The 23001-nt window shown below is 70.4% G+C and carries 26 protein-coding genes and 2 pseudogenes; 14 read left to right on the forward strand and 14 right to left on the reverse strand.

Going from position 1 to position 23001, the window contains the following annotated elements; genetic code table 11:
* Positions 1-241: 241 nt before the first annotated feature.
* The 5 genes from CHC09_RS45210 (at position 242) to CHC09_RS16790 (ending at position 4411) form a co-directional block, all read left to right on the forward strand.
* The gene (locus tag CHC09_RS45210) at positions 242-745 is read left to right on the forward strand and encodes an STAS domain-containing protein (RefSeq protein WP_143232379.1); all 504 of its coding nucleotides are present in this window, start codon (positions 242-244) and stop codon (positions 743-745) included.
* Between the two features lie 9 nt (positions 746-754).
* Positions 755-1912, forward strand: coding sequence for an AI-2E family transporter (locus tag CHC09_RS16775; protein ID WP_239138249.1), 1158 nt, complete (start codon positions 755-757; stop codon positions 1910-1912).
* A 227-nt stretch (positions 1913-2139) separates the two neighbouring features.
* Entirely contained in the window at positions 2140-3345 is a 1206-nt protein-coding gene (locus CHC09_RS16780) for a cytochrome P450 (protein WP_089294024.1), read from the forward strand.
* Positions 3346-3445: 100 nt separating this feature from the next.
* Positions 3446-3748 (forward strand): hypothetical protein, encoded by a 303-nt coding sequence (locus CHC09_RS16785; protein WP_089294025.1) that lies wholly within the window; start codon positions 3446-3448, stop codon positions 3746-3748.
* A gap of 9 nt (positions 3749-3757) precedes the next feature.
* On the forward strand, positions 3758-4411 hold the full coding sequence (locus CHC09_RS16790; protein ID WP_089294026.1) for a LysE family translocator: 654 nt from the start codon (positions 3758-3760) through the stop codon (positions 4409-4411).
* Between the two features lie 21 nt (positions 4412-4432).
* Here CHC09_RS16790 and CHC09_RS16795 read toward each other — a convergent pair whose 3' ends face one another.
* Complete coding sequence (locus tag CHC09_RS16795) at positions 4433-4705, reverse strand: GNAT family N-acetyltransferase (protein ID WP_342352357.1); 273 nt, start codon at positions 4703-4705, stop codon at positions 4433-4435.
* Between CHC09_RS16795 and CHC09_RS47615 the strand changes: the two genes are divergently transcribed.
* Positions 4704-5108 (forward strand): hypothetical protein, encoded by a 405-nt coding sequence (locus CHC09_RS47615; protein WP_239138277.1) that lies wholly within the window; start codon positions 4704-4706, stop codon positions 5106-5108. The two genes, CHC09_RS16795 and CHC09_RS47615, sit on opposite strands and share 2 nt — an antisense overlap.
* A 56-nt stretch (positions 5109-5164) precedes the next feature.
* Here CHC09_RS47615 and CHC09_RS16800 read toward each other — a convergent pair whose 3' ends face one another.
* Positions 5165-5539: a VOC family protein gene (locus CHC09_RS16800; protein ID WP_239138251.1), complete on the reverse strand. Its 375-nt coding sequence runs from the start codon at positions 5537-5539 to the stop codon at positions 5165-5167.
* A gap of 97 nt (positions 5540-5636) precedes the next feature.
* Positions 5637-6428: a sulfite exporter TauE/SafE family protein gene (locus tag CHC09_RS16805; RefSeq protein WP_089294029.1), complete on the reverse strand. Its 792-nt coding sequence runs from the start codon at positions 6426-6428 to the stop codon at positions 5637-5639.
* Between the two features lie 106 nt (positions 6429-6534).
* Between CHC09_RS16805 and CHC09_RS16810 the strand changes: the two genes are divergently transcribed.
* Entirely contained in the window at positions 6535-6945 is a 411-nt protein-coding gene (locus CHC09_RS16810) for a hypothetical protein (protein WP_143232380.1), read from the forward strand.
* 12 nt (positions 6946-6957) lie between these two features.
* On the opposite strand, the gene CHC09_RS16815 is transcribed toward CHC09_RS16810, so the two are convergent.
* Complete coding sequence (locus CHC09_RS16815; protein ID WP_089294031.1) at positions 6958-7623, reverse strand: PaaI family thioesterase; 666 nt, start codon at positions 7621-7623, stop codon at positions 6958-6960.
* Positions 7624-7718: 95 nt separating this feature from the next.
* Here CHC09_RS16815 and CHC09_RS16820 point away from each other — a divergent pair, with 95 nt between their 5' ends.
* Positions 7719-8150: a type II toxin-antitoxin system Rv0910 family toxin gene (locus CHC09_RS16820; RefSeq protein WP_089294032.1), complete on the forward strand. Its 432-nt coding sequence runs from the start codon at positions 7719-7721 to the stop codon at positions 8148-8150.
* 81 nt (positions 8151-8231) lie between these two features.
* Here CHC09_RS16820 and kstR read toward each other — a convergent pair whose 3' ends face one another.
* Positions 8232-8852, reverse strand: a complete 621-nt coding sequence (gene kstR / locus CHC09_RS16825) for a cholesterol catabolism transcriptional regulator KstR (protein WP_089294033.1) — start codon at positions 8850-8852, stop codon at positions 8232-8234.
* A gap of 108 nt (positions 8853-8960) precedes the next feature.
* Here kstR and CHC09_RS16830 point away from each other — a divergent pair, with 108 nt between their 5' ends.
* The 5 genes and pseudogenes from CHC09_RS16830 to CHC09_RS16845 all read left to right on the forward strand — a co-directional run bounded on the left by CHC09_RS16830 (position 8961) and on the right by CHC09_RS16845 (position 13469).
* Positions 8961-9971: an acyl-CoA dehydrogenase family protein gene (locus CHC09_RS16830; RefSeq protein WP_089294211.1), complete on the forward strand. Its 1011-nt coding sequence runs from the start codon at positions 8961-8963 to the stop codon at positions 9969-9971.
* Positions 9952-11085 (forward strand): acyl-CoA dehydrogenase family protein, encoded by a 1134-nt coding sequence (locus tag CHC09_RS16835; protein WP_089294034.1) that lies wholly within the window; start codon positions 9952-9954, stop codon positions 11083-11085. The genes CHC09_RS16830 and CHC09_RS16835 overlap by 20 nt, the downstream gene beginning before the upstream one ends.
* Before the next feature lie 45 nt (positions 11086-11130).
* Positions 11131-12018, forward strand: a pseudogene (locus tag CHC09_RS47620) (bifunctional MaoC family dehydratase N-terminal/OB-fold nucleic acid binding domain-containing protein); the annotation flags it as partial.
* A complete protein-coding gene (locus tag CHC09_RS47625) occupies positions 12001-12345 on the forward strand; it encodes a hotdog family protein (RefSeq protein WP_239138271.1) in 345 nt (114 codons plus the stop codon). The pseudogene CHC09_RS47620 and the gene CHC09_RS47625, both read left to right, overlap by 18 nt.
* Positions 12342-13469, forward strand: a complete 1128-nt coding sequence (locus CHC09_RS16845; RefSeq protein WP_089294036.1) for a lipid-transfer protein — start codon at positions 12342-12344, stop codon at positions 13467-13469. The genes CHC09_RS47625 and CHC09_RS16845 overlap by 4 nt, the downstream gene beginning before the upstream one ends.
* 57 nt (positions 13470-13526) lie before the next feature.
* Here the strand turns inward: CHC09_RS16845 and CHC09_RS16850 are convergent, their stop codons facing one another.
* The 7 genes from CHC09_RS16850 to CHC09_RS16875 form a co-directional block, all read right to left on the reverse strand.
* Complete coding sequence (locus CHC09_RS16850) at positions 13527-14333, reverse strand: SDR family NAD(P)-dependent oxidoreductase (RefSeq protein WP_089294037.1); 807 nt, start codon at positions 14331-14333, stop codon at positions 13527-13529.
* Positions 14334-14347: 14 nt separating this feature from the next.
* Positions 14348-14686, reverse strand: a complete 339-nt coding sequence (locus CHC09_RS16855) for a 4Fe-4S dicluster domain-containing protein (RefSeq protein ID WP_089294038.1) — start codon at positions 14684-14686, stop codon at positions 14348-14350.
* Complete coding sequence (locus CHC09_RS16860) at positions 14683-16269, reverse strand: FAD-dependent oxidoreductase (RefSeq protein WP_089294039.1); 1587 nt, start codon at positions 16267-16269, stop codon at positions 14683-14685. Before CHC09_RS16860 ends, CHC09_RS16855 begins: the two co-directional genes overlap by 4 nt.
* A 94-nt stretch (positions 16270-16363) precedes the next feature.
* A complete protein-coding gene (locus CHC09_RS16865; RefSeq protein WP_239138252.1) occupies positions 16364-18004 on the reverse strand; it encodes a sensor histidine kinase in 1641 nt (546 codons plus the stop codon).
* Positions 17932-18405 (reverse strand): hypothetical protein, encoded by a 474-nt coding sequence (locus CHC09_RS47630; RefSeq protein ID WP_239138253.1) that lies wholly within the window; start codon positions 18403-18405, stop codon positions 17932-17934. Before CHC09_RS47630 ends, CHC09_RS16865 begins: the two co-directional genes overlap by 73 nt.
* Before the next feature lie 113 nt (positions 18406-18518).
* Complete coding sequence (locus CHC09_RS16870; RefSeq protein ID WP_089294040.1) at positions 18519-20582, reverse strand: ATP-binding protein; 2064 nt, start codon at positions 20580-20582, stop codon at positions 18519-18521.
* 231 nt (positions 20583-20813) lie between these two features.
* Positions 20814-21098, reverse strand: a complete 285-nt coding sequence (locus CHC09_RS16875) for a hypothetical protein (protein ID WP_143232381.1) — start codon at positions 21096-21098, stop codon at positions 20814-20816.
* 208 nt (positions 21099-21306) lie between these two features.
* Here CHC09_RS16875 and CHC09_RS16880 point away from each other — a divergent pair, with 208 nt between their 5' ends.
* Positions 21307-21951, forward strand: coding sequence for a class I SAM-dependent methyltransferase (locus CHC09_RS16880; protein WP_089294042.1), 645 nt, complete (start codon positions 21307-21309; stop codon positions 21949-21951).
* A 12-nt stretch (positions 21952-21963) separates the two neighbouring features.
* On the opposite strand, the pseudogene CHC09_RS47635 reads toward CHC09_RS16880, so the two are convergent.
* Positions 21964-22185 (reverse strand): annotated as a pseudogene (locus CHC09_RS47635) (GNAT family N-acetyltransferase); the annotation flags it as partial.
* A complete protein-coding gene (locus CHC09_RS16890; RefSeq protein ID WP_089294043.1) occupies positions 22186-22998 on the reverse strand; it encodes a MaoC/PaaZ C-terminal domain-containing protein in 813 nt (270 codons plus the stop codon).
* Between the last annotated feature and the right edge of the window lie 3 nt (positions 22999-23001).

Genomic DNA, 23001 nt, shown 5'->3' on the forward strand with positions numbered 1-23001 from the left:
GCACGGCCACCCCCTTCCCGTCACATACCTCAAGGACCAGGGCAGCATGAGCCGACGCAACTCAAACTCACAGTACTCCCGAGAGGCGTTCCAGCCGCATCAGACACCGACAGCCCCGGCAACACTCAAGTGGAGATCGGGATCGACCGGCGCACTCCAGACGCGTACCGTCAACGCTGCGGCTCGTGGCGAGCCGCGGCCCCAGACCCTGGCGCACGACCAGTCGCTCCTGGGGTGAGGTATGCCGCTGTACAGGTCATCCGACTGCACCGTCACGGTGAGCAATTTAGATTCAGCGCAGGTGGTTGAGATCTGCGTCGCCGGCGAACTCGATCTGGACGCCGCGCCCATGCTGGCCGAGGTCACTGACCATCTGATCGGTCTGGCCCCGCTGCAAGTCGTCGTCGAGCTCGGCGAACTAGCCTTCGCGGGATCAGCACTGCCGAACTGGCTGGCCAGAACGCAAAACCAGATGCACGGCCGCTCCTCCCTGGCGATCCGCCACCCTCAGCCACTCGTCAGCCGGGTCCTCACACTCACGAAGATGTCGCACCTCATCGACCATCGCCGGCCGACGGCCGAGCCCGTCCCGGCATTGATCCGATGGCGGGCGCGGCGCCGCGCCGGCCCCGGGCAGGCGGATGCTCCGCCGGGCTTTTCCACTGTTCGCGCCCGTGACGAGCGTGCCGTTCCCGCGACGTCACCAGCGAGACCGTTTCCGTTTGCTTGCCAGCGGGCCGGGTAGGTGAGGGATGTGCGTTCCGTCGACAACCGCACGGTCGCGCGGTACACGATGGTCGTCATCGGCCTCGTCCTCGCGACCACGCTGCTGCTGTTGCTGGTGTATCAGACCCGGCAGGTGCTGACCTGGATCGTGATCGCGGTCTTCTTCGCGGTGGCCCTGCATCCGGCAGCGAGCTGGGTGGAGCGCCGCGTGGTGCGGCGCCGGCGCTGGCTCGCCACCCTGCTCGTGTTCCTGCTCGCGTTCGCGTTCATCGGCGCGCTGATCACGGTCTTCGTCGTCCCGCTGGCCCGGGAGGGCGCCCAGTTGGCCGATGACCTGCCGAAGCTGATCACGGACGTCCGTGCCGGGCGGGGCCCGCTCGGCGGTCTGGCCGAGCGGTTCCACGTGTTGGATTACCTGCGAAGCCACGCCGAGCAGCTGCGCGGCTACGCCTCCGGTCTCGGCGCGCCCACCCTGGTGGTGCTGCGCGGTGCCGCGACCAGCGTGGCGGCCGCTGTCACGATCTTCGTCCTGGCGTACCTGATGGTGCTGGAGGCCAACAAGGTCGTCGACGGGATCCTCGCGCTGTTCGACCCGCGGCGGGCGGAGCGGATCCGCCGGGTCGGCCACGACTGCGCCAAGACGGTGACCGGCTATCTCACCGGTAATCTGCTCATCAGCGTGATCTGCGGCCTGCTCACCTACGCCGTCCTGGCGGTCCTCGGAGTGCCGTTCGCCGGGCTGATCGCTCTGTTCGTCGGGCTGGTCGACCTGATCCCGCTGGTCGGTGCGACGCTGGGGGCGGTGGTCGGCATCGCTGCCGCGTTCACCCAGTCGGTGACCGCGGGCATCGTGGTCATCGTCTTCTTCGTGGTCTATCAGCAGGCGGAGAACCATCTGCTGCAGCCGCTGATCTTCGCCCGGACGGTGAAACTCAACCCGCTGGCGGTGCTCCTCGCGATCCTGATCGGGGTGGATCTGGCGGGCATCCTGGGTGCGCTGCTGGCCATCCCGGTCGCCGGGATCATCCAGATCATCGCCCGGGACCTCCGGGACACGCACCGCAGCCGGCTCGCGGGCGACACGGAATACCCGCCGGTCTCGTACGTCGATGACCTCGACTCATCCGATCACGCCCTGCAGCTCCCGCGGCACCCGGCCGCCGGTGAAGCCGCGCCGACACGCTGAATCCGTCTGTTCGGTCGACCGACCGAGCCGGGCTCGATGCTCGCCTCGACGACTTGGCCGGCGTCGTGGTGGCTCGCCTCGGCGGCGACAAGTTCGTCGAGAGTCTACGCCGTACTAGGGAATAATCAGACTCATTCCGGGCGGATCGGACGCCGAACGGGCTAGCGTTGGTATTCGGCGTTCCCCTCTCCCGGCTCACCGGCCGGGCATCTACGGAGGCACTTCCGATGACCTTGACGAAGAAAGCCCCGACCCTCGCCGACCTGCTCGACTGGTTGGAGCGGCAGCGAAGCCGGGGCCAGGTCGTCTACGACGAAAAGCAACGCTGCTGGCACGTGCTCGGACACTCGGAGGCCGCTGCCGTACTCTCCGACCCGGGTGCCTTCTCCTCGGACCTCCAGGAACTGATGCCGCAGCAGGAGGACTTCGCCCTCTTCCAGCGGGGAAACTTCGTCCGGATGGATCCGCCCCGGCACCGCAAGCTGCGTGGCCTGGTCAGCCAGGCGTTCACGCCGCGCGTGGTGGCCGGACTCGAACCCCGGATCGCGCAGGTCACCAACGAACTGCTCGACGGCGCGGCCGGTCAGACCCGGGTGGAGCTCATCGACAAGCTGGCCTACCCGCTGCCGGTGATCGTGATCGCGGAACTGCTCGGCATTCCGGCCTCGGACCGGCCGGTGTTCCACCGGTGGGCGGAGACGTTCTTCAACCGGCAGAACATCGACCCTGACCAGTCCCTGCTGGCCGCCGGCAAGGAGGCGATGGAGAACGCCGCACCGACCGTCCGGGAGATGAACGCCTACCTGCTCGAACACATCCGGAACCGCCGCGGGAACCTCGCCGACGACCTGACGAGCAAGCTGATCCTGGCCGAGGTCGACGGGGAACGACTCGCCGACGAGGAGATCATCGGGTTCCTCGGCCTGCTGCTGCTCGCCGGGCACATCACCACGACGGCGACGCTCGGCAACTCCGTCCTCTGCTTCGAGGAGAACCCCGGCGCCGCGGCCGAGGTGCGCAAGGACCCGGGGCTGCTGCCCGACGCGATCGAGGAAGTGCTGCGATTCCGTACGCCTTTCCCTCGCCTGGCCCGGGTGGCCACCCGGGACACGCGGATCGGCGAGGTGGACCTCCCAGCCGGTGCCGTCGTCATGCCGTGGATAGCGGCGGCCAACCGGGACGAGCGGGTCTTCACCGAGCCGAACCGGTTCGACATCCACCGTCCCCGCAACCCGCAACTCGCCTTCGGGCACGGCATCCACTTCTGCATCGGGGCACCCCTGGCGCGGCTGGAGGCCCGGATCGCGCTGGGCATCATGTTCCAGCGCTACGCGGACATCTCCGTCGCCCTCGACGAACCGGTCGAAGAGGCGAATCCGTGGCTGATGGTCAACGTGAACCGGCTCCCGCTTGACCTGCGACCGAGCCGATGACCGTCGATCCCGGCTCCGGTTGACCCCGGCGAACCGCCGCTTCCTCGTCGGCCCGGCCCGATGGATAAGCTCTGGCGGTCGAAGGGTGAACATGAAAAGCATGACGGACGTGGCACGATCATTGCGGTGGTACGGCGGCATCGCCGTGCTCCTGTTCGGCGTGCTTCCGACGGTGATGGTCACCATGCTGGTGATCGGCGGCCACACACCGAAGCAGGTCGGTTTCCTGCTCATCGGCGGCATCCCGCTCGTCGCGGCCGCGCTCTACTACGCGGCGCGGGGCATCACCGCCTCCGACCCCGAACAGTCCGCCGGGTGGATGCGCCGGAGCATGACCCTGGTCGCCGTCGCTGACCTCCTGCTTCTGGGCGGCAACGCCCTGATCCGTATAGCTACGACCTGACACCGCGCCATGGTCACTCTTTCCGCCGTGCTGGGCGTTGCCGCGATCGAGCTGGGCATGGTGCTCATTCCCGGCCCGAACATGATCTATCTGGTCTCGCGGTCCGTGACCCAGGGCCGGCGTGCCGGCCTGATCTCACTCGCCGGGGTGGCCTGCGGCTTCCTCGTCTACCTCGTTGCCGCAACGGCCGGCGTGGTCACGATCTTCGCGCTGGTGCCGGCGCTCTACACGGCGCTGAAGCTGGCCGGCGCCGGCTATCTGCTGTGGCTGGCGTTCCAGGCGGTGCGACCCGGTGGAATGTCGGTGTTCACGCCCAAGGCGCTGCCCGCGGACCGGCCGGGGAAACTGTTCACGATGGGCCTGGTCACCAACCTGCTCAACCCCAAGATCGCCGTCCTGTACGTCTCGCTGCTGCCCCAGTTCGTCGACCCGGCCCGGGGAAGCATCGCGGCGCAGAGCCTCGTGCTCGGCCTGGTCCAGATCGCCATCGCGATCACCGTGAACGGCCTGATCGCGATGTCCGCGGGTTCGATCTCCCGGTTCCTCGGCGACCGGCCTGGCTGGCTGAAGCTCCAGCGCTACGTGATGGGCACCGCGCTCGGTGCGATGGCGGTGCGGATCGCCGCGGACCGGTCCCGCGCGGTGGTCACTGCCGCCCCGTGATCACCCGGTTGAGGCACAAGCTCAGGCGGTGACCCGCTTGCCCAGCGAGCGGCCCGAATCAGCGTATCCGTGCCGACCGTAGAACCGCACGGCACCAGAATTCCGGTGGTGGATGCCGGCGGACAGGTGGACGATCCCGGCGCCTGCGGCGTACTGCTCCGCGGCGGTGAGCAGAGCCGATCCGACTCCCCGGCCCCGGGCTTCGTCCGCCACCACCGTGTGGATCCGCGCCGACGACTCCGGCCGCAGAATCTGATGGTCGGGTGGATCCGGGCCGCGCAGCACCTCGACCATGCCGACCACCCGCCCGGTCGCCTCCGCGACCAACACGGCATGCTGCCCCGACTCCTCGATCAGGACCGCGGCGAAGTGGTGCCCGAACCGCGGCCTCCTCCGGGATCCGATAGGTCTCCGGGTCCAGCAGGAGTTCGTTCCGCTCGCCCCGCCGGACCAGCTGCGTGAAGTGGGGTTCGACCCCATCCCCGGCCTCGCGGCCCGACTCCGGACCTTTGTGGACGCGTACGGCTTGAGCGACTGGCGCCCCATCCTTCCTGCCCTGTACCGATTCCGGCTACTCGCGGCGGAGCGCATCAAGTACGCGCCGGTGAGCCCCGCGGAGGCCGCGGACGCTCTTGAACACCATGCACGCGAGCTGCGCTGGTTGCACGCCTTCATCGCGAACCTGGACTGCCAGTGAGGTCTTCTCGGCAACGTAGCGGTTGCGGCGTGTGGCGGGATGCGGGTGACCGCGGCCTAGGTCTGCGGCGCCAGGGTGCGTAGAACGTCGAACTCGTTGCCCTCGGGGTCTGCCATGACCACCCAGTTTCGGTCTGACCCCTGGCCCACATCCGTCTTGGTGGCGCCGAGCCCAAGCAATCTGGTCACCTCGTCCGCGGTGCTGCCGTCGATCGGGCTGACGTCGAGGTGAAGCCGGTTTTTCACGGTCCTGCCCTCAGGCACCTGGATGAACACCAGGGTCGGCGGCATCTGACGGGCCCGAACGTCCTCGACGGTCGGCACCCAGGAGCCGATCTCGACCTTGCCCTCGCTCCGGTCGATCACCTTGAAGTCCAGGACCTCGCACCAGAAGGCCGCAAGCCTCTCAGGATCGTGGCAGTCAACGACCAACTCGGTGAACCTACTCGTCATGACTCTCCCCAGGCAGTGCGGACGGGGTTCAGAGTATTGGCCCGTTGCCGAGAAAGATTCACTGAGTCGCCGTCGGCTATCGACTTGCCGCTGTCGATCCTTGGACCAGGTAGAGGATCGCGAGGGCGGTGGCCAGGAGACCGAGCAGCAGGCGCAGGGCCTTCTCGGGCAGGTAGGGCTGGAGGCGGGCGCCGAGGTAACCTCCGATCAGCCCGCCGGCTCCGCAGAGCAGGCCGAGCCGCCAGTGTGGGGCGATGTCGCCGCTGGTGCTGAGGGCGAGGACGCCGTAGGTCGCGGCGCCGACGATCGAGGTGAGGAAGGTCGAGGCAAGGGCCGCGGGCGCGATCCGGGTCATCGGGATGCCGCGGCCGGCGAGGATCGGGCCGAGGATGGAGCCGCCGCCGATCCCGTAGATCCCGCCGACGGTGCCGGTGACGACGCTGAGTCCGAGAATGGCGTGCCGGGACAGCGGCGAGCGGTCCGGGGCGTCGGGGCGCAGGGCCCGGACGCAGAGCCAGAGCCCGAGCGGGAGCAGGACCGCGGCGGCCACGAGGCGGAAGACCCGCGGGCCGGGGATGGCGAAGACCCGGATGATCGCGCCGAGTACGACGCCGGGGACGGTGCCCGCGATCAGGAGCCGGGCGAGTGGTCCGGCCAGCTGGCCGTTGCGCCGATAGCGGGCCAGGGCGCCGGGGCCGGAGACGACATTGAACAGCAGGTTGGTCGGGGTGACCGCCGGGCTGGGCACGTGCAGGACGCTCAGCTGTACGGGGAGCAGGAAGACCGCCCCGGAGACGCCGACGGGCGAGGTGACGATCGAGATCAGCAGCCCGGCGAGGAAGCCGGTGAGGCCGTTCTGCCAGCTCATCCGATTGGATCCGGAGCCCCGTCACGCACGTTCGGCACCATATCCCACGACTGTTGCGGGACCTTCCCCGCGGACTCAGGAGATCGAGTTGCGGCATGATGTTCCGGTGGAACCTGTGGTGCTCGACGGTACGTTCCGGCTCTGGTCCTACGGCGTGGGGCACTCACAGCTCGTACTTCATGCTCGGGTCGCCGATGGTGACCAGGACGCGGTCAGCGTGCACTTCGAGGGGGTCCGGGCCGTCAAACTGCGCGCGTCCTACCCCGGGTTGGTGATCCAGCCGGCTGATCCGCCGGCTCGCACCCGGTTGCTGGACTACGCCGGCGTGCCGGACTTCCTACGGCAGACGGAACTCTGCCTGACCCTGCCCACAGAGGAGGACGGGTTCGTCGTCTGCGGCAGGGCCAGAGTCCTTGCCGGTCGGCACTCGAACGATCAGGGAGGTTGGCGTCTGCCGGACCCGGCCGAAGTTCTTCAGGTCTGGCAGGCTACGAAGGCCGGACGGGCGGCTGGCTAGCCCGCAGGCGTCTCAGGGCCGGGCGCGCAGGACCGAGCCGAACAGGCGGCGGGTCTGCTCGGCGCGCAGGCCGACGAAGGTGCCGGTGGCGGTGACCAGGGCCGTGCCGGGCTCGGCCTCGGTCGCGATGGTGCCGGTCGCGGTCACCCGGCGGCCGCTCACGTCGAGTACGTCGGCGGTCAGCAGCAGCGGGGTGAGCAGCGGAACCGGTGCGTGATAGGCGGTGTCCAGCCGGACGGTCATCCCGGGGTTGCCGGAGGCGACCACGGCGTGACCGAGGATCTGGTCGAGCAGCATCGCGCTGACGCCCCCGTGCGCGAACGTCGGCGGGCCCTCGTAGGCCAGGCCGAGAGTGCACCGGCCGATCGCCGTCCCGGCCACCACCTCGACGTGCAGCGGCGGCGCGAGGGCGCTGCCGGCGCCGGTGACCGGGTTGTACATCCGGACGCCGCCGAGCAGGTCGTCGGCGCGGGAAAGGGTGGCGCGGCCGCGCACCCGCTCGCCGAGCCGGGCGGCGACGTCGCGCAGCTCGGAGGCCGCCCGGAGCAGGTCACCGGTCGGCACCTCGGTGGTGGTGGCGTGTTCGATCAGGGTGCGCAGGGCGTCGCCAAGCTCGGTGATGGCCGCACGTCGATGGGTCAGGCCGGTCTCGTCGTCGGCCACCGTATGTCCCTCCATCACAACAGCATCGCCGCTGACGGGCGGTGAGGAGCTAGTGAATCAAGTCACACTGCTATAACCTGTTCTAGTTGCTCTACCAGAGGAGGAGCGCGATGGCCAAGGTAACCGTCGAGGCCGATGCCAAGGCGGATCCGCAGCGGATCTGGGATGTCGTATCGGACCTGTCGCGGGTCGCGGAATGGAACACGATGCACGAGGGATTCACCGGCGACGTGCCGGAGAGCCTCGGCGAGGGGACCACGTACCGGCAGAAGGTGAAGCTGATGGGCATGCCCGCCGAGATGGCGTGGCGGGTGGCCACGGCGGCGGCGCCGGGCCGTCTCGAGCAGAGCGGCGACGGGCCGATGGGTGTCAAGGCGAAGAATCTCTTCGTGATCGAGCCGACCGAGGGCGGCTCGCACATCACGTACGAGATGGAGTTCATCGGCCCGGCGCTGAAGGGCCCGATGGCCGGCATGCTGGAGAAGCAGGCCACCGCGGCCGGTCAGCAGGCCCTGGCGAAACTGGTCGCGCTGACCGAGTGATCAGCGCGGGAGCGGCTGTCCGGGTGATCAGCGCGGGAGCAGCTGACCGGGTGATCAGCGCGGGAGCAACTGACCGGATGGTCAGCGCAGCAGCAGGCGGCTCGCCAGCTCCAGGTGGTTGACCACATCGTTCGCCGACGCGCGGCGGGTCACCCAGGCCACCAGGTTGGACAGCCACACGTCGCCGATGACCCGCGCCTTGGCCCGGTCGTCGGCGGTCGGCTCGCCGTCGTGCATGGCCCGGGTGAACATGTCCTCCATCAGTCTCGCGACCGCGTTGACCTCGGCGCTCGCGGACGGATCGGCGAACATGAAGGCCCGGGTCATCGCCTCGGTCAGCTGGGGTTCGCGCTGCATCGCCCGGGTCACCCGGCTGAGCACGAACTGCATGCGTGCGTCGGGGGTGTCGCCGGGGATCGGTTTGCGTTCCAGCTTCTCCTGGGTCTTCTCCAGCTCCAGGGCCAGGGCCGACACCAGCAGATGGATCTTCGACGGGAAGTAGCGGTAGAGCGTGCCCAGGGCGACCTCGGCGCGCTCCGCGACGGTGCGCATCTGCACCGCGTCATAGCCGCCTTTCGACGCCAGCAGCAGCGTGGCCTCGAGGATCCGACGGCGCCTGTCCCGCTGCGCGGCGGAGCCTTGCTCGGTGTCGAGTGTGCTGCGCGCTGCGCCAATACTGGTATTCGTTCTCGGTGCTGCCATGGCTACCCCTCGTGGCCCCTGTGGTCCCACCAGCCTAGCAACGGGATGTTGACAGTCTGTTGCGGCAGCCGATGTTGACCCCTAAGTGAAACGTGTTCTAATAGCGGCATGGGTCCGGACTTCGCGCTCGACGACGCCCAGGAGGCGATCGTCCGCCTCGCCGGCGAGGTGCTGAGCGACCACGACGACTCACCCCGGCAACTGTGGAAGTCGCTCGGCCAGGCCGGGCTGCTCGGCCTGGCGGTGCCGGCGGAGCTCGGCGGCGCCGGGCTCGGCCCGCTGGCGACCGGCCTGCTGCTCACCGAGATCGGCCGTCACGCCGCCCGTGTCCCGGCCTGGTCCACGCTCTCGCTCGGCGTGCTCCCGGTGGTCCGCTGGGGCAGCCCGCGACAGCAGCGTGACCTGCTTCCCGGCGTACTGGAGGGCCGGGTGCTGACCGCCGCCCTCGGCGACCGGGTCACGGCCACCGAGGACTGGCGGCTGACCGGGACGTGCCGCGCCGTCCCGGACGCCGACCAGGCCCACCGCATCCTGGTCCGGGCCCGCGAGACGGTCACGCTGGTCGATCCGGCCGCGCCCGGGGTGACGCTGCTGCGCACTCCGACCTCGGCCGGGACCGACGAGTTCGCGCTGCGGCTGGACGACGTCGCCGCCGAACCGCTGGGCGACGGCCGAGCCGAATTCGAGCGGTACGCGGTGGCGGGCGCCTGCGCGCTCGGCGATGGCGCGCTCGCCGGGGCCCTGCGGAGGACCGCCGACCATGTCCGCGACCGGCACCAGTTCGGCCGCCCGCTCGCCACCTTCCAGGCGGTCGCGCAGCAGATCGCCGACGTCTACGTCGCCTCCCGCACGATGCACCTCGCCGCCCTCGCCGCGAACTGGGGTCTCGACCAGAACCGGGACGATGACAGCGACCTGTGGACCGCCGGGTACTGGCTGAGCAGCGAGGCACTACCGGCCCTGCGCACCTGTCATCACCTGCACGGCGGGCTCGGCCTGGCCGCCGACTACCCGCTGCACCGGCACACCGAACTGGTCCGCGACCTGATCCGCCACCTCGGCGGTGCGGAGAACTGCCTCGACCGACTGGGAGGCCACGGTGTTCATCGCGCTGACTGAGGAACAGCTGGCTCTGCGGGCGCGGCTACGTACGTACCTCCGCAAGGTTTTGAGCGAGGCGGACCGGGCGGCGATGCTGCGCGAGCGGCACGGCAGGGTCTATCGCGCCCTGGTCCGCGGGCTGGGCCGGGACGGCTGGCTGGGCCTCGGCTTCCCGGAGCGGTTCGGGGGCGGCGGCCTCGGGCCGGTCGAGCAGCAGATCTTCGTGAACGAGGCGGCCCGCGCCGACGTGCCGCTGCCGGCGGTCACCCTGCAGACCGTGGCGCCGACGCTGCTCGCCCACGGCTCGCCCGAGCAGCAGGAGTTCTTCCTCCCGCGGATCCTGGCCGGCGAGCTGCACTTCGCGATCGGCTACACCGAGCCGGAGGCGGGCACCGACCTCGCCGCGCTACGGACCCGGGCGGTACGGGCCGGCGACGAATACCTGGTGAACGGCCAGAAGATGTTCACCACCGGCGCCCACGACGCCGACTACCTGTGGCTCGCCTGCCGCACCGACCCGGACGCGCCCCGGCACCGGGGCCTGTCCATCCTGATCGTCGACACCACCGACCCCGGCTACTCCTGGACGCCGATCATCACCTGCGACGGCGCGCACCACGTCAACACGGTCTACCTCACCGACGTCCGCGTCCCGGTGAACCGGCTGGTCGGCGTCGAGAACGGCGGCTGGCGGCTGCTGACCGCGCAACTCAACCACGAGCGGGTGATGCTCGGCCCGGCCGGGCGCTTCGGCGCGTTCATCGATCGCGTACGCGCCTGGGCGGACGGCCACGACGCCCCGGACGTGCGCCGCGCCCTGGCCCGGGCCGAGGCCTGCCGCCGGGTGAACGAGCTGCTCAACTGGCAGGTCACCGGCGGCGAGCCGAACGCCGCCGACGCGTCCGCCACCAAGGTCTTCGCCTCGGAGCGGCTGCTGCGGACCGGGCAGGAGCTCGAGGAGGTCGTCTGGCGGCACGGCGACCCGGCCGACCCCGTCACCGCCGAGCTGCTGACCTGGCTGGACGTGCAGGCCAAACGCAACCTCGTACTCACCTTCGGCGGTGGGGTCAACGAGATCCAGCGGGAACTGATCGCGTCGGCGGGCCTCGGCCTGCCCCGGGTGCCCAGGTAGGAGGCCGGGCGGCACCCACCACACGTCGCCGAAGGAGGGCACCGGATGACCGAGACGATCGAGGCGGCCGCGCGGCGCATCGCCGAGGCCGGGCCGTCCCCGGCGCGACCGGCCCGGGACCCGGTGAACCGTCCGGCGATCCGGGACTGGCTCGCCGCGATCGGCGACGCCAACCCGGTCTACGAGCGTGACGGTGTGGCGCCGCCCGCGATGGCGCAGGTGTGGACGATGCGCGGCCTGCGCCCGGCGCACGAGGACCTCGACGATCCGCTGCGTGGCATGTCGGCGGTGCTGGACGAGGCCGGATACACGTCGGTGGTGGCGACCGACTGCGCTCAGACGTACCACCGCTACCTGCGGGAAGGGGAGATCCTGGCGGTCCGCGGCCGGCTCACCGGAGTGGCCGGGCCGAAGCGGACGGCGCTGGGGGAGGGCTGGTTCGTCACCACCGAGAGCGTCTGGGAGGTGGCGGGCGAACCGGTGGCCGAGATGCGTTTCCGGGTGCTGAAGTACCGGCCCGGCGCTTCGGCCCCGGTGCGGTCGGAGCCGATCCGGCCGGTGGCCGGTCCGGACTCGGCCTTCTTCTGGGCCGGGGTCGAGGCCGGTGAGCTGCGGATCCAGCGCTGCGGAGAGTGCGGTGCGCTGCGTCATCCGCCCGGGCCGGCCTGCCCGGCCTGCGGTGCGCTCAAGCCCGAGTACGTGGTGGCGGCCGGCACCGGGACCGTCCACAGCTACGTCGTGCACCACCATCCGTCGTTGCCCGGACGACGGTCGCCGGTGACGGTCGCTCTGGTCGACCTGGACGAAGGGGTACGGATGGTGGGTGAGCTGCGGGGGGTGCACCCGAGCATCGGGGCACGAGTCCAGGCCGGGTTCGCCGACGGGCTCCCGGTGTGGGGGCCGACCGGGGTCGAGCTGCCGTCGTGGGAGCTCGCGGTGACCCCGACCGTGATCATCAGTTCCGCCCTGGCCACCCGGGACTTCCAGGACGTGCACCACGACCGGGACGCGGCGGTGCGGCGTGGCAGCCGGGACATCTTCCTGAACATCCTGACCACGACCGGGCTCGTGCAGCGGTACGTCACCGACTGGGCCGGGCCGGAGGCGGTGCTGCGCGGCATCGAGATCCGGCTCGGCGCGCCCTGCTATGCGTACGACACGCTGACCTTCACCGGGCAGGCGCGGGGCGACGAGGTGGCGGTCGTCGGGCGCACGGCGACCGGCGAGCACGTCTCCGGCATCGTGCGGGTGGCGTCGTGATCGCCCGGAGCGCGGCGATCGCGGGCATCGGGGCCACCGAGTTCTCCAAGGACTCCGGCCGCAGCGAGCTGCGGCTCGCGGTCGAGGCGGTCCGGGCGGCGCTCGACGACGCCGGCCTGCGGCCGTCCGACGTCGACGGCCTGACCACCTTCAGCATGGACGACAACGCGGAGATCGCGGTGGCCCGGGAGATCGGCGCCGGCGAGCTCACCTTCCTGAGCCGGATCGGGTACGGCGGTGGCGCGGCCTGCGCCGTCGTCCAACAGGCCGTGCTCGCGGTGACGGCCGGGATCGCCGAGACGGTGGTCTGCTATCGCGCGCTCAACGAGCGCTCCGGCCGCCGCTTCGGGCAGGCGAACACGCCGCCGGGGCTCGACGCGAGCTGGCACTATCCGATGGGTCTGGCCACGCCGGCCGCGCAGGTGGCGATGGCGGCCCGGCGCTACCTGCACGACTACGGGGCCACCACCGACGACTTCGGCCGGGTCACCGTGGCGGCCCGGCGGCACGCGGCCACCAACCCGGCCGCCTGGTTCTACGGCCGGCCGATCACCCTCGAGGATCACCGGGCCTCCCGCTGGATCGCCGAGCCGCTGCGGCTGCTCGACTGCTGCCAGGAGAGCGACGGGGCGGTCGCGCTCGTGGTGACCGCCGCCGAGCGGGCCCGGGACCTGCGCCGGGCGCCGGCCGTGGTGTGTGCGGCGGCGCAGGGGAGCGGGCCGGACCAGTTCGTGATGACCAGCTACTACCGCGACGAGGTGGCCGCGCTGCCGGAGATGGGCGTGGTGGCTCGGCAGCTGTGGGGGCAGTCCGGGCTGACGCCCGCCGACGTGCGGGCCGCTGTGCTCTACGACCACTTCACGCCGTACGTCCTCATGCAGTTGGAAGAACTTGGATTCTGCGGGCGTGGCGAGGGGCGGCACGTGATCGCCGAGGAGCGGCTGCCGATCAACCCGCACGGTGGGCAGTTGGGGGAGGCGTACATCCACGGCATGAACGGAATCGCCGAGGCGGTACGGCAGGTGCGGGGCACGGCCGTCAACCAGGTGCCGGGGGACGGACCGGTGCTGGTCACGGCCGGCACCGGAGTCCCGACCAGCGGGCTGATCCTCAGCGGAGCGTGACACCTGGCGACCCAGCGCAGGTCAGGCGGAGGTTGGCCGCCCCGGGCCGGCGCGGGATCAGTAGTGAATGGCGCCTACGACACCGCCGCCGACCGTGACGGCGTCGCCGGTGATGGCGACGCTGCGCGGTGAGGCGAGGAACGTCACCACGTCGGCGACCTCCTCGGCGGTCACCGCACGTCCGATCGCGGTGTTTGCGGCCAGGCGGCGTTCCGCCTCCTCGGGGGTGACGCCCCAGGACTCCGCGGCGTCCGCGGTCAGCTGAGGGGTCCGCTCGGTGACCGTGGCGCCCGGGTGCACGACCGTGACGTTGATGCCGTGCCGGCCGAGCTCATCGGCGAGGTTCTTGGTCAGCGCGGCCACGCCGATGTTGCGGGCGGTCGCGACGAAGTTGCCGCTGTGCCGGGCGGCCAGGCCGGAGATGTTGACGATCCGTCCCCAGCCCTGGGCGATCATGCCGGGTACGACGGCCCGGGCGGTGCGCAGATATCCCACGACCTTGACGTTGACCGCGTCGACGAACTCCTGGTCGGTGGTCTGCGACGGACTGGCCGGACCGCCCTTGCCGCCGCCGGGAACGGCCGCGTTGTTGATCAGGATGTCGATGCCGCCGAGCTGGTCGCGCGCGCTCTGCGTGGCGGCGCGGACGGACTCGTCGTCGCCGGTGTCGATCCGCACGGTGACTATCCGCCCGGGATGTCCCAGCGCCGAGAGTTCGGCGGCGGCCTTGGCCAGCCGTTCGGTGTCCCGCGCGGCGATGGCCACGTGGGCTCCTTCGGCGAGCAGTGCCCGTGCGATTCGTAGTCCGATTCCGCGGCTGCCTCCGGTCACCAGGGCACGCTTGCCGGTAAGTTGCAGATCCATCGATGCCATCTTTCCTAGGCTGGTGGGGTGATGTCGGGTCCGACGGCGAGGCGGGACCCAGGTGTACGTCCGTGACCCCAGCCGATGCCGGCGCGATAGCTGCCGAGCAGCCCCGTCGCCACGAGATGTTCCTCGTCGCGCAGCGGGTCACCGGCCGGCAGCGGTGCAACGGTGGGCGCCACGAACAACGCGTCGGTGGGGCAGTACGCCTCGCACATGAAGCAGGTCTGGCAGTCGGCCTGCCTGGCGATCACCGGGACGCCGTCGACGCCCCGGTCGAAGACGTTGGTCGGGCATGCCTCGATGCACCGGTCGCAGGTGACGCAGCGGTCGGCGCTGATCAGCTCGATCACGAAGCCACCGCCAGGTCGAGCGGGGTGTGCGGGCGTACCGGATCGGCCGCAGTCCACAGCTCGTCGAGGCCGCCGACCAGGAGCCGGTGGCGCCGGGACGGGTCGGTCCCGGGGTGGTCGAGGCGTTTGTGCATGCCGCGCGACTCGGTGCGGGCCAGGGCGGCCGTGTACATCCAGCGGGCGTGCGCCACCATGGCGGCCGCCTGCCGTGCCTCGACGGGAGATCCGTGCAGGTGGGCGCGCGTGTCGGCCCAGAGCTCGTCGAGGGTCGCGAGCGCCTGGTCGAGCCGGTCACCACGGCGCAGGTAGTTCTTCAGGTACGGGTGCGTCTCGGCCTGCACCGCGCGGACGACCTCGCGGTGGTCGCCGGAGACCACGCCGGTGGGGCGCAATCCCGCCTGTCCGGCGCTCACCGGCCTGCGCCGTCGTGCCGTTGTTCCCAGGGCCGCCGCGTGCCGGGCCGCCGCCGTGCCCGCCCAGGTCCCGGACGACATGGCCCACGCGGAGTTGTGCGACCCGCCGCCGGTGAAGCCACCGCAGATCAGCTCCCGGGTCGCCACATCGCCGGCCACGTAGAGGCCCGGCACGCCGGTCGAGCAGTCGTCGTCGACCACCCGTACGCCGCCGGTCCCGCGTACCGTGCCCTCCAGCAGCAGCGTGATCGGGAAGCGGTCCTCGAACGGGTCGATCCGCATCCGGTCGAACGGCAGGAAGAAGTTGGGCTGGCCTCGCCGCATGGCCGCCCGCACGGTGTCGTCGGCCAGATCGAGCCGGGCGAAGACCCGCTCGTTCAGCAGCGCCCGCGCGATCACGGAGCGGCCGCTCTGGCTGGCCGCCCCTTCGAGGACGGTGCCGTCCTCGCGGTAGAACGTCGCGTAGTTGTAGTAGGCCGTCTTGGTCACCGAGGAGAACTCCGGAGCGATCGCGTACGCGTTGGAGAACTCCATCCCGGACAGCGTCGCGCCCACCTCGGCCGCGAAGAGCGCGCCGTCGCCGGTGTTGACGTCGCAGCCCAGCGCCCGGGACAGGAACGCGCAGCCGCCGGTCGCGAGCACCACGGCGCCGGCGCGCACCCGGTACGGCTGGTCGAGCTGCCGCCGGTGGCCGGCCACTCCGGCCACCGCGCCGGTCGGGTCGGTGAGCAGCTCGAGGGCCGGGCTGTGGTCGAGGACGCGCACGCCGCCGCGCTTGAGCCAGGCCCGCATCCGGCGCATGTACTCCGGGCCCTGGACGCCGCGGCGCAGTTCGGAGCCGTCGGCCAGGATCGGGAACGGGTAGCGGCCGGTCGTGGCGAGTTCGTGGATGTTGGCGTACGTCTGGTCCAGCACCCGGGCCATCCAGCGCCGATCGGACAGGTGGCCGTTGAGGTGCTCCCGGCTGGCCATGGCCGCCTCGCGGGCCTGGGGCTCGACGTACCAGACGCCGGTGCCGGCGGAGGCCGTGGCGCCGCTCGTGCCGGTGTATCCCTTGTCGACCAGGATCACGTCGGCGCCGGCCTGCGCGGCCTTGAGCGCGGCCCAGGCGCCGGCCGGGCCGCCGCCGGCCACCAGGACGTCGGCGGTGAGATCCAGTATGTCGATCACGGTTCCTCCTCAGCGGCGGCGGCCGGGTGTGGGAACAGTGAATCCTTGCTGGCCCGCGGCGTCAATACCACTCTTAGCCCATGGGATTTGCGGGTTATACGTCCGTGGCTGCGGGCAGCGTGAACGTGAAGCGCGATCCACCGCCGGGATTGTCCGAGGCGGTGATCGTGCCGCCGTGAACCTCCACGATCCGCGCGCAGATCGCCAGGCCGAGCCCTGTGCCCTGATAGCCGCTGTCAGGATGCGCGCGGTGGAAGTTGGCGAAGATCTCGTCGTGCTGCCCGGGCGGGATGCCGATGCCGTTGTCGGCGACGCAGACCCGGATCAGGTCGCCCTCCCGCGTGGCGGTGATGGTCAGAACCGGTATGACATCGGCGGCGGTGTACTTGATCGCGTTGCCGACGAGGTTGTCCAGCAACTGCCGGACCAGCACCGGGTCGGCGTGTACGGGTGGGAGCTCATCGAACGTGAACTCGGGACCGGGTCTGCCCGCCGCGATGGCGGCGTCGGCACGCATGCTCGTGATCTCGGCGACCATGGCGGTGAGGTCGACCCGAGCCGGAGCGGCGGTGGCATTGCGCGCGGTGGTGTACGCGAGCAGGTCCTCGATCAGTGACCGCATGCGCCCGGAGGCATGGGAGAGCCGGGCCAGGTCGGCGAACGCCGGGTCCAGCGCCGGATGTGCCGGCATCTCGTGCAGGTCCTCGAGCAAAGCGTTCGACCACCCGTCCACGCTGGCCAGCGGGTTGAGCAGGTCGTGCGCCACCACGCCGGCGAAACTGGTCAGCTCGTCGCGGTGGCGGCGTTCGGCCGTGATGTCGTGGTAGACGACGACCGCGCTGTGGGTTCCGTCCGGGTTCCGCAGGCGGGTGGCGGTGACCCGGAGGCAACGGACCTCCGTCCCCTGACGGGTACGGATCATCATCTCCTCGCCGCGTACCTCCTCACCGGCCAGCGCCCTCCGGTACGCCCGCTCCTCGTCGCGGTAGCGGGAGCCGTCCGGGTGGAACAACTCGTCGGCGAGGTCGTCGGTGAACCTTGCGTTCGGGGCGAACTGACTGCCGAGCAGATGCGCCGAAGCGAGATTCCGCATCACTACCCGGCCCTCGCTATCGATCACCGCCAAGCCGTCGGCGATGGAGTCGACGATCGCGGTCATCAGCTCGGCGTGCGTCGCCAGCTCGGCCATCAGCCGCTGTCGCTCATCGCGTCCCAGCGCCAGGGCGAGCCCGACCACGGCGACCAACCCGGCGAACGCCTCCAGGATGACCGTGCGGAGCTCGAAGTTCTCGACGGACGCGAACGGACCCCTGTTCTGCAGGGTGAAGACCGTGGAGATGAGGGCGACGGCCAGGCTGTGCGCCATCACGAACGGGGTCGGCAGCCGGGTCGCCACCCACACTGTCAGACCGATCAGCGCGAACGAGATCGGCAGGCGAGCCGCGTTGCTGAAACCCACCAGGTACAGGCCGGTGGAGCAGACCGCGATGACCACGTACTCAGTGATCCGCCACCACGGCGTTTCCCGAAGAGTGGCGGCCCAATGGCGATGCCAGCCGGCCAGCGTGCCGTGCCGGGCGTAGTAGTGTGCCACCGCCTGCCCGATGGAGAGTCCGGCCACTCCGATGATCAGGATGCTCAACAGGTTGCGGGCCATCCACGCTACCGAATGCAGCCAGGTGTAGTCCTCACCGAGCACCCCACGGCCGCCCGGGCCCAGCAGCCCCCCCCGCATGCGGTCGCGGCGAACGTCGCGGTCAGCAGGATCCAGAGGTCCCGGGGCGACCGCATCGGCTCGGTGCCCCCGGCGCCCCACAGCGACGGCCGCCAGCGCCGGATCAGTGCGACGAAGATCAGACCCTGGACGGTACTGGCAACAGCGGCGGCCAGCGACGTTGCGGCCGACGCCCCGGTCAGCACGTTCGAGATGTACGAGATCGCGAAAAGCGTGATGGGATCGATCCAGTAGTGGGATGTGGGCCGCTGCGCGCAGAGCCAGACCACTCCGATACCCGCCGCGGGCCACACCAGGCCCAGACCGGCGTCGTCCAACACGGTGAGGCGCCCGACCAGCGCAGCCGCCAGGTACACCAGGGCGAACATCACGGTTCGGGCTAGCGAGACCCGGTAACTCATCCGTGACCTCCGCATAACGGCTGACCTACCCCCTTTTCGGCTGGATCGCCCATCCCCTGAGGCCGGGCTCACCCTTCCGGCTGGTCCGGTGCCCTATGGGAGGCGATGACCGGTCAGGGAGCGGGGATCTCGGCGGGCAGCGTGAACGTGAAGCACGATCCACCGCCGGGATTGTCCGAGGCGGTGATCGTGCCGCCGTGGCCCTCCACGATCCGCTTGCAGATCGCCAGGCCGAGCCCCGTGCCGTGGTAGCCGCTGTCGGGATGCGCGCGGTGGAAGTTGGCGAAGATCTCGTCGTGTTGTCCCGCCGGGATGCCGATGCCGTTGTCGGCGATGCAGACCCGGATCAGGTCGCCCTCGCGTGCCGCGGTGATGGTCAGGGCCGGCGTGACGCCGGCCGCCGTGTACTTCATCGCGTTACCGATGAGGTTGTCCAGCAACTGCCGGACCAGCACCGGGTCGGCGTGTACGGGTGGGAGCTCATCGAAGGCGAACTTGGGATCGGGTCTGCCCGCGGCGATGGCGGCGTCGGCGCGCGTGCTCGTGATCTCGTCCACCAGAGCGGCGAGGTCGACCCGGGCCGGAGCGGCGGTGGCATTGCGGACGGTGGTGTACGTGAGCAGGTCCTCGATCAGGGACTGCATGCGCCCGGAGGCCTGGGAGAGCCGGGCCAGGTCGGCGTACGCCCGGTCCACCGCTGGATGGGCCGGTACCTCGCGCAGGTCTTCGAACAGGGCGTTCGACCACCCGTCCACGCTGGCCAGCGGGTTGAGCAGGTCGTGCGCCACCACGCCGGCGAAGCTGGTCAGCTCGTCGCGGTGGCGGCGTTCGGCCGTGATGTCGTGGTAGAGGACGACCGCGTTGTGGGTTCCATCCGGGTTCCGCAGCGACGTGGCGGTGATCCGGAGGCAACGGGCCTCAGGCCCCTCCGGGTTGCGGATCATCATCTCCGCGCCGCGTACCTCCTCACCGGCCAGCGCCCTCCGGTACGCCAGCTCCTCATCGCGGTAGCGGGAGCCGTCCGGGTGGAAGAGCTCGTCGGCGATGGTGTCGTCGAACCTCCCGTCCGGGTCGATTCGGCTGCCGAGCAGGTGTGCCGAAGCGGGATTCCGCAGGATCACCCGGCCCTCGGAATCGATCACCGCCAGCCCGTCGGCCATCGAGTCGACGATCGTGGTCATCAACTCGGCGTGCCGGGACGCCTGCTCCTGCTGCGCCGCGAGCTCGGCTATCAGACGGGCCCGCTCGTCACGTCCCAGCGCAAGGGCGAGCCCGACCACGGCGACCAACGCGGCGAACGCCTGCACCATGATCGTGCGCAGCTCGATGTTCTCGACGGCCGCGAACGGGCCCACGTTCTGCACCGTGAAGAGCGCGGCGATGATGCCGACGCCCAGGCTGTGCGCCATCACGAAGGGTGTCGCCAGCCGGGTCGCCACCCACACCGTCAGACCGAGCAGGGCGAACGAGATCGGCAGGCGATTCGCGTAGTTGAAACCCACCAGGTACAGGCTCGTGGTGCAGACCGCGATGGCCGCGTACTCGGCGATCCGCCACCACGGCGTCGTCCGGAGCGCGGCGATCCAGTGGCGGTGCCAGCCGGCCAGCGAGCCGTGCCGGGCGTAGTACTGCGCGACCGCCTGCCCGATGGAGAGCCCGGCCAACCCGATGATCAGGATGCTCAACAGGTTGCGGGCCATCCACGCCACCGAGTACAGCCACGTGTAGTCCCCGTCGAGCAGCCATCGGCCGCCCGGGCCCACCAGCCCGCCGCATGCGGTCGCGGCGAACGTCGCGGTCAGCAGGATCCAGAGGTCCCGGGGCGACTGCATCGGCTCGGTGCCCTCGGCGCCCCACAGCGACGGCCGCCAGCGCCGGATCAGTATGACGAAGACCAGGGTCTGTACGGCATTGGCGAGCGACGCGGGCAGCGCCGTGGAGAACGGCGCCCCGGTCAGACTGTTCACGACGTACGAGATGACGACGAGCGCGACGACGTCGATCCAGTACCGGGGCGTGATTGGCTGCGCGCAGAACCAGATCACCCCGACGCCCGCGGCGGGCCACACCATGCTCAGACTGGTGCTGTCCAACACGGCGAGGCGCCCGATCAACGCTGCCGCCAGGTACGCCAGGGCGAACATCACGGTTCGGGCTAGCGAGACCCGGTAGCTCATCCGTGACCTCCGCATAACGACTGCCCTACCCCTTTTCGGCCGGATCACCCGCCCGCTGAGGTCACACTCGTCGTTCTCACCGGTCATATGGCGCCATGAGCGTGATGACCGAAAAGTGTCACCCTGTTACGCATTGATCGGTTTTACAGCGGCTTCTCCCGAGCTTGTGGTTACCCGACCTCACTCCCCGGGAACCGAAAGTCGATCTTCTCAGGGGGTACTCCGCAGGCGTCACCGGCTCTGATCATCGCTGCCGCGACCTTGTTCACGCCGTCTGCGGTCGATTTGGGCCTGCATGGCCTCGAGAAGTTGCCGCGCTCTGCTCTCGTGCTGATCGATCTGCTGCTCAACCGCGACCACGATCTCGTCCGGGTCATTGTCGGTCCGTGCGTACCGCAGCACCGCATAGGCGATTTCGTCCATGTCCTCCGGGTTGAGCGGGAGATGCCAGCGTCGGACGAACGGTCCGAGCGCCGCGGCGGCGCGAAGCATCTCCTGCTCGGTCGGTTCGGTCATCATGCTCCTGCCTGGGCCAGATGGACTGCCCGGTCGTCAGGAGGTGGGCCCGCTCACCTCGGCGGCGAGCATGCGCCGTCACCAGTCATGTTGCTGAAACAGCATGCATTGTTGCGGCCCGGCGCGGATGCCGGCAATGTCGGCCACGGGTCGCCGGGGCAGGCAAGGCGTCACGACCCTCTCACCGCCTGACGGAAAGGCCCTTCCGATGACCGAGACGACCTCCGCCGCCTTCTGGGAGAAGCACTACGCCGGCCTCGATACCGGATGGGGCACCAAACCCAACGTCATCATGTCCGGCCTCGTCACCGCGCTCGCACCCCATCCCGGCACGGCGCTGGATCTGGGTTGCGGGCACGGCGGCGACGCCATCTGGCTCGCCGCCCAGGGCTGGCACGTCACAGCCGTGGACGTGTCGGCGACCGCCCTCGACCGGGTCGCTGCGGGAGCCGCCGCCGCAGGCGTGGCCGAGCGCATTCACCCGGCCTGTCACGACCTGGCCCACAGCTTCCCGGAAGGCGAGTTCGACCTGGTCAGCGCCACCTATTTCCACACACCCATCGAGATCCCCCGCGACGAGGTCCTGCGTCGCGCCGCCGCGGCGGTCACCCCCGGCGGTCTGCTCCTCATCATCGAACACGCCTCGACGGCACCGTGGTCCTGGCAGGCCGGCCAGGACATCCGCTTCCCCACTCCTGAGGCGTCACTGGCCACGCTGCACCTCGGCGACGGCTGGCACACCGAGCGATGCGAAGCACCCGCTCGGACCGCCATCGGCCCGGCCGGCCAGACCGCAACCGTCCTCGACAACATCATCGCCATCCGCCGGACAGCCGCGCACAGCAAGCTGTAGCCAGGCGACCGTGTGGCCGGTGGCGGTGAAGGACTCGTTGCCGATCAGGGGACCGGTCCGAGTCTCCGTGACGGTGAAGCCCTCGCCGGCGAAGAGCGCCTCGGCGGCCGGGTTGCCGTCGAGCACGGTGACCTCGACCCGCGGTCCGGCGGCGGCGACCGCGTGGCGGAGCAGCGCCCTCCCGATGCCGTGCCGGTAGCGCTGCGGGTCGACGTACAGCCAGGTGATCTCGTCTCAACGGAAGGTGACGACGGCGTCGGAGAGGGCCGGCGCGTCGGCGCGGTCGGCGACCGTCGCGGTCAGGACCAGCCGGTCGTCCTCGCGCCAGATCCGGGTGCGCAGTGTCTCGCCGGGGAAGACCACCCCGGCGAAGCGGGCCCGGTAGCCGGCCACCCGCTCCGGTTCCGCGCCGATCGCGGCCTTCAGCACCATCCCGTACGTGCAGAGCCCGTGCAGGATCGGCCGGTCGAACCCGGCCCGGGCCGCGAATCCCGGGTCGACGTGCAACGGGTTGCGGTCGCCGAGCAGCCGGTACCAGAGGGCCTGCCGCGGCTCGGTGGGGGAGAGCACCTCGGCGTCCGGTTTGCGGGCCGGCACCGCCACCCGGGTGTCCGGACCACGATCGCCGCCGAAGCCGCCCTCGCCCTTGACGAAGATGCTGATCCGGCTGGTGAAGAACTCGGTGACGGTCTCGGTGACGACGATCGCGGCGCTGCCCTTGTCGTGGACGTCGGCGATCCGGGAACGGGCCGTGCAGCCGCCCCGTACCGGGATCGGCTTGTGGATCTCCAGCTCCTGCCGGCCGTGTACGACCCGGGCCAGGTCGACGTCGACGCCGGGCATCCTCACCGAGGGCGGTTCGGTGTCACGCAACGTGGTCGCCACCGTGGCGAAGGTCGGCAGCACGCCGCAGAGCGCGGCCTCGTACACGTACGACAGCTCGTCCGCGCCGACGGCCAGGTGATAGAGCAGCACGTCCGTGCTGTCCCAGCTCAGATCGCGGCTGGGTAGTTCGGCGCCGACCGCGATCGCGGGGTCGATGGGCATGGC

The organism is Actinoplanes regularis (assembly GCF_900188005.1).
Taxonomy (GTDB): domain Bacteria; phylum Actinomycetota; class Actinomycetes; order Mycobacteriales; family Micromonosporaceae; genus Actinoplanes; species Actinoplanes regularis.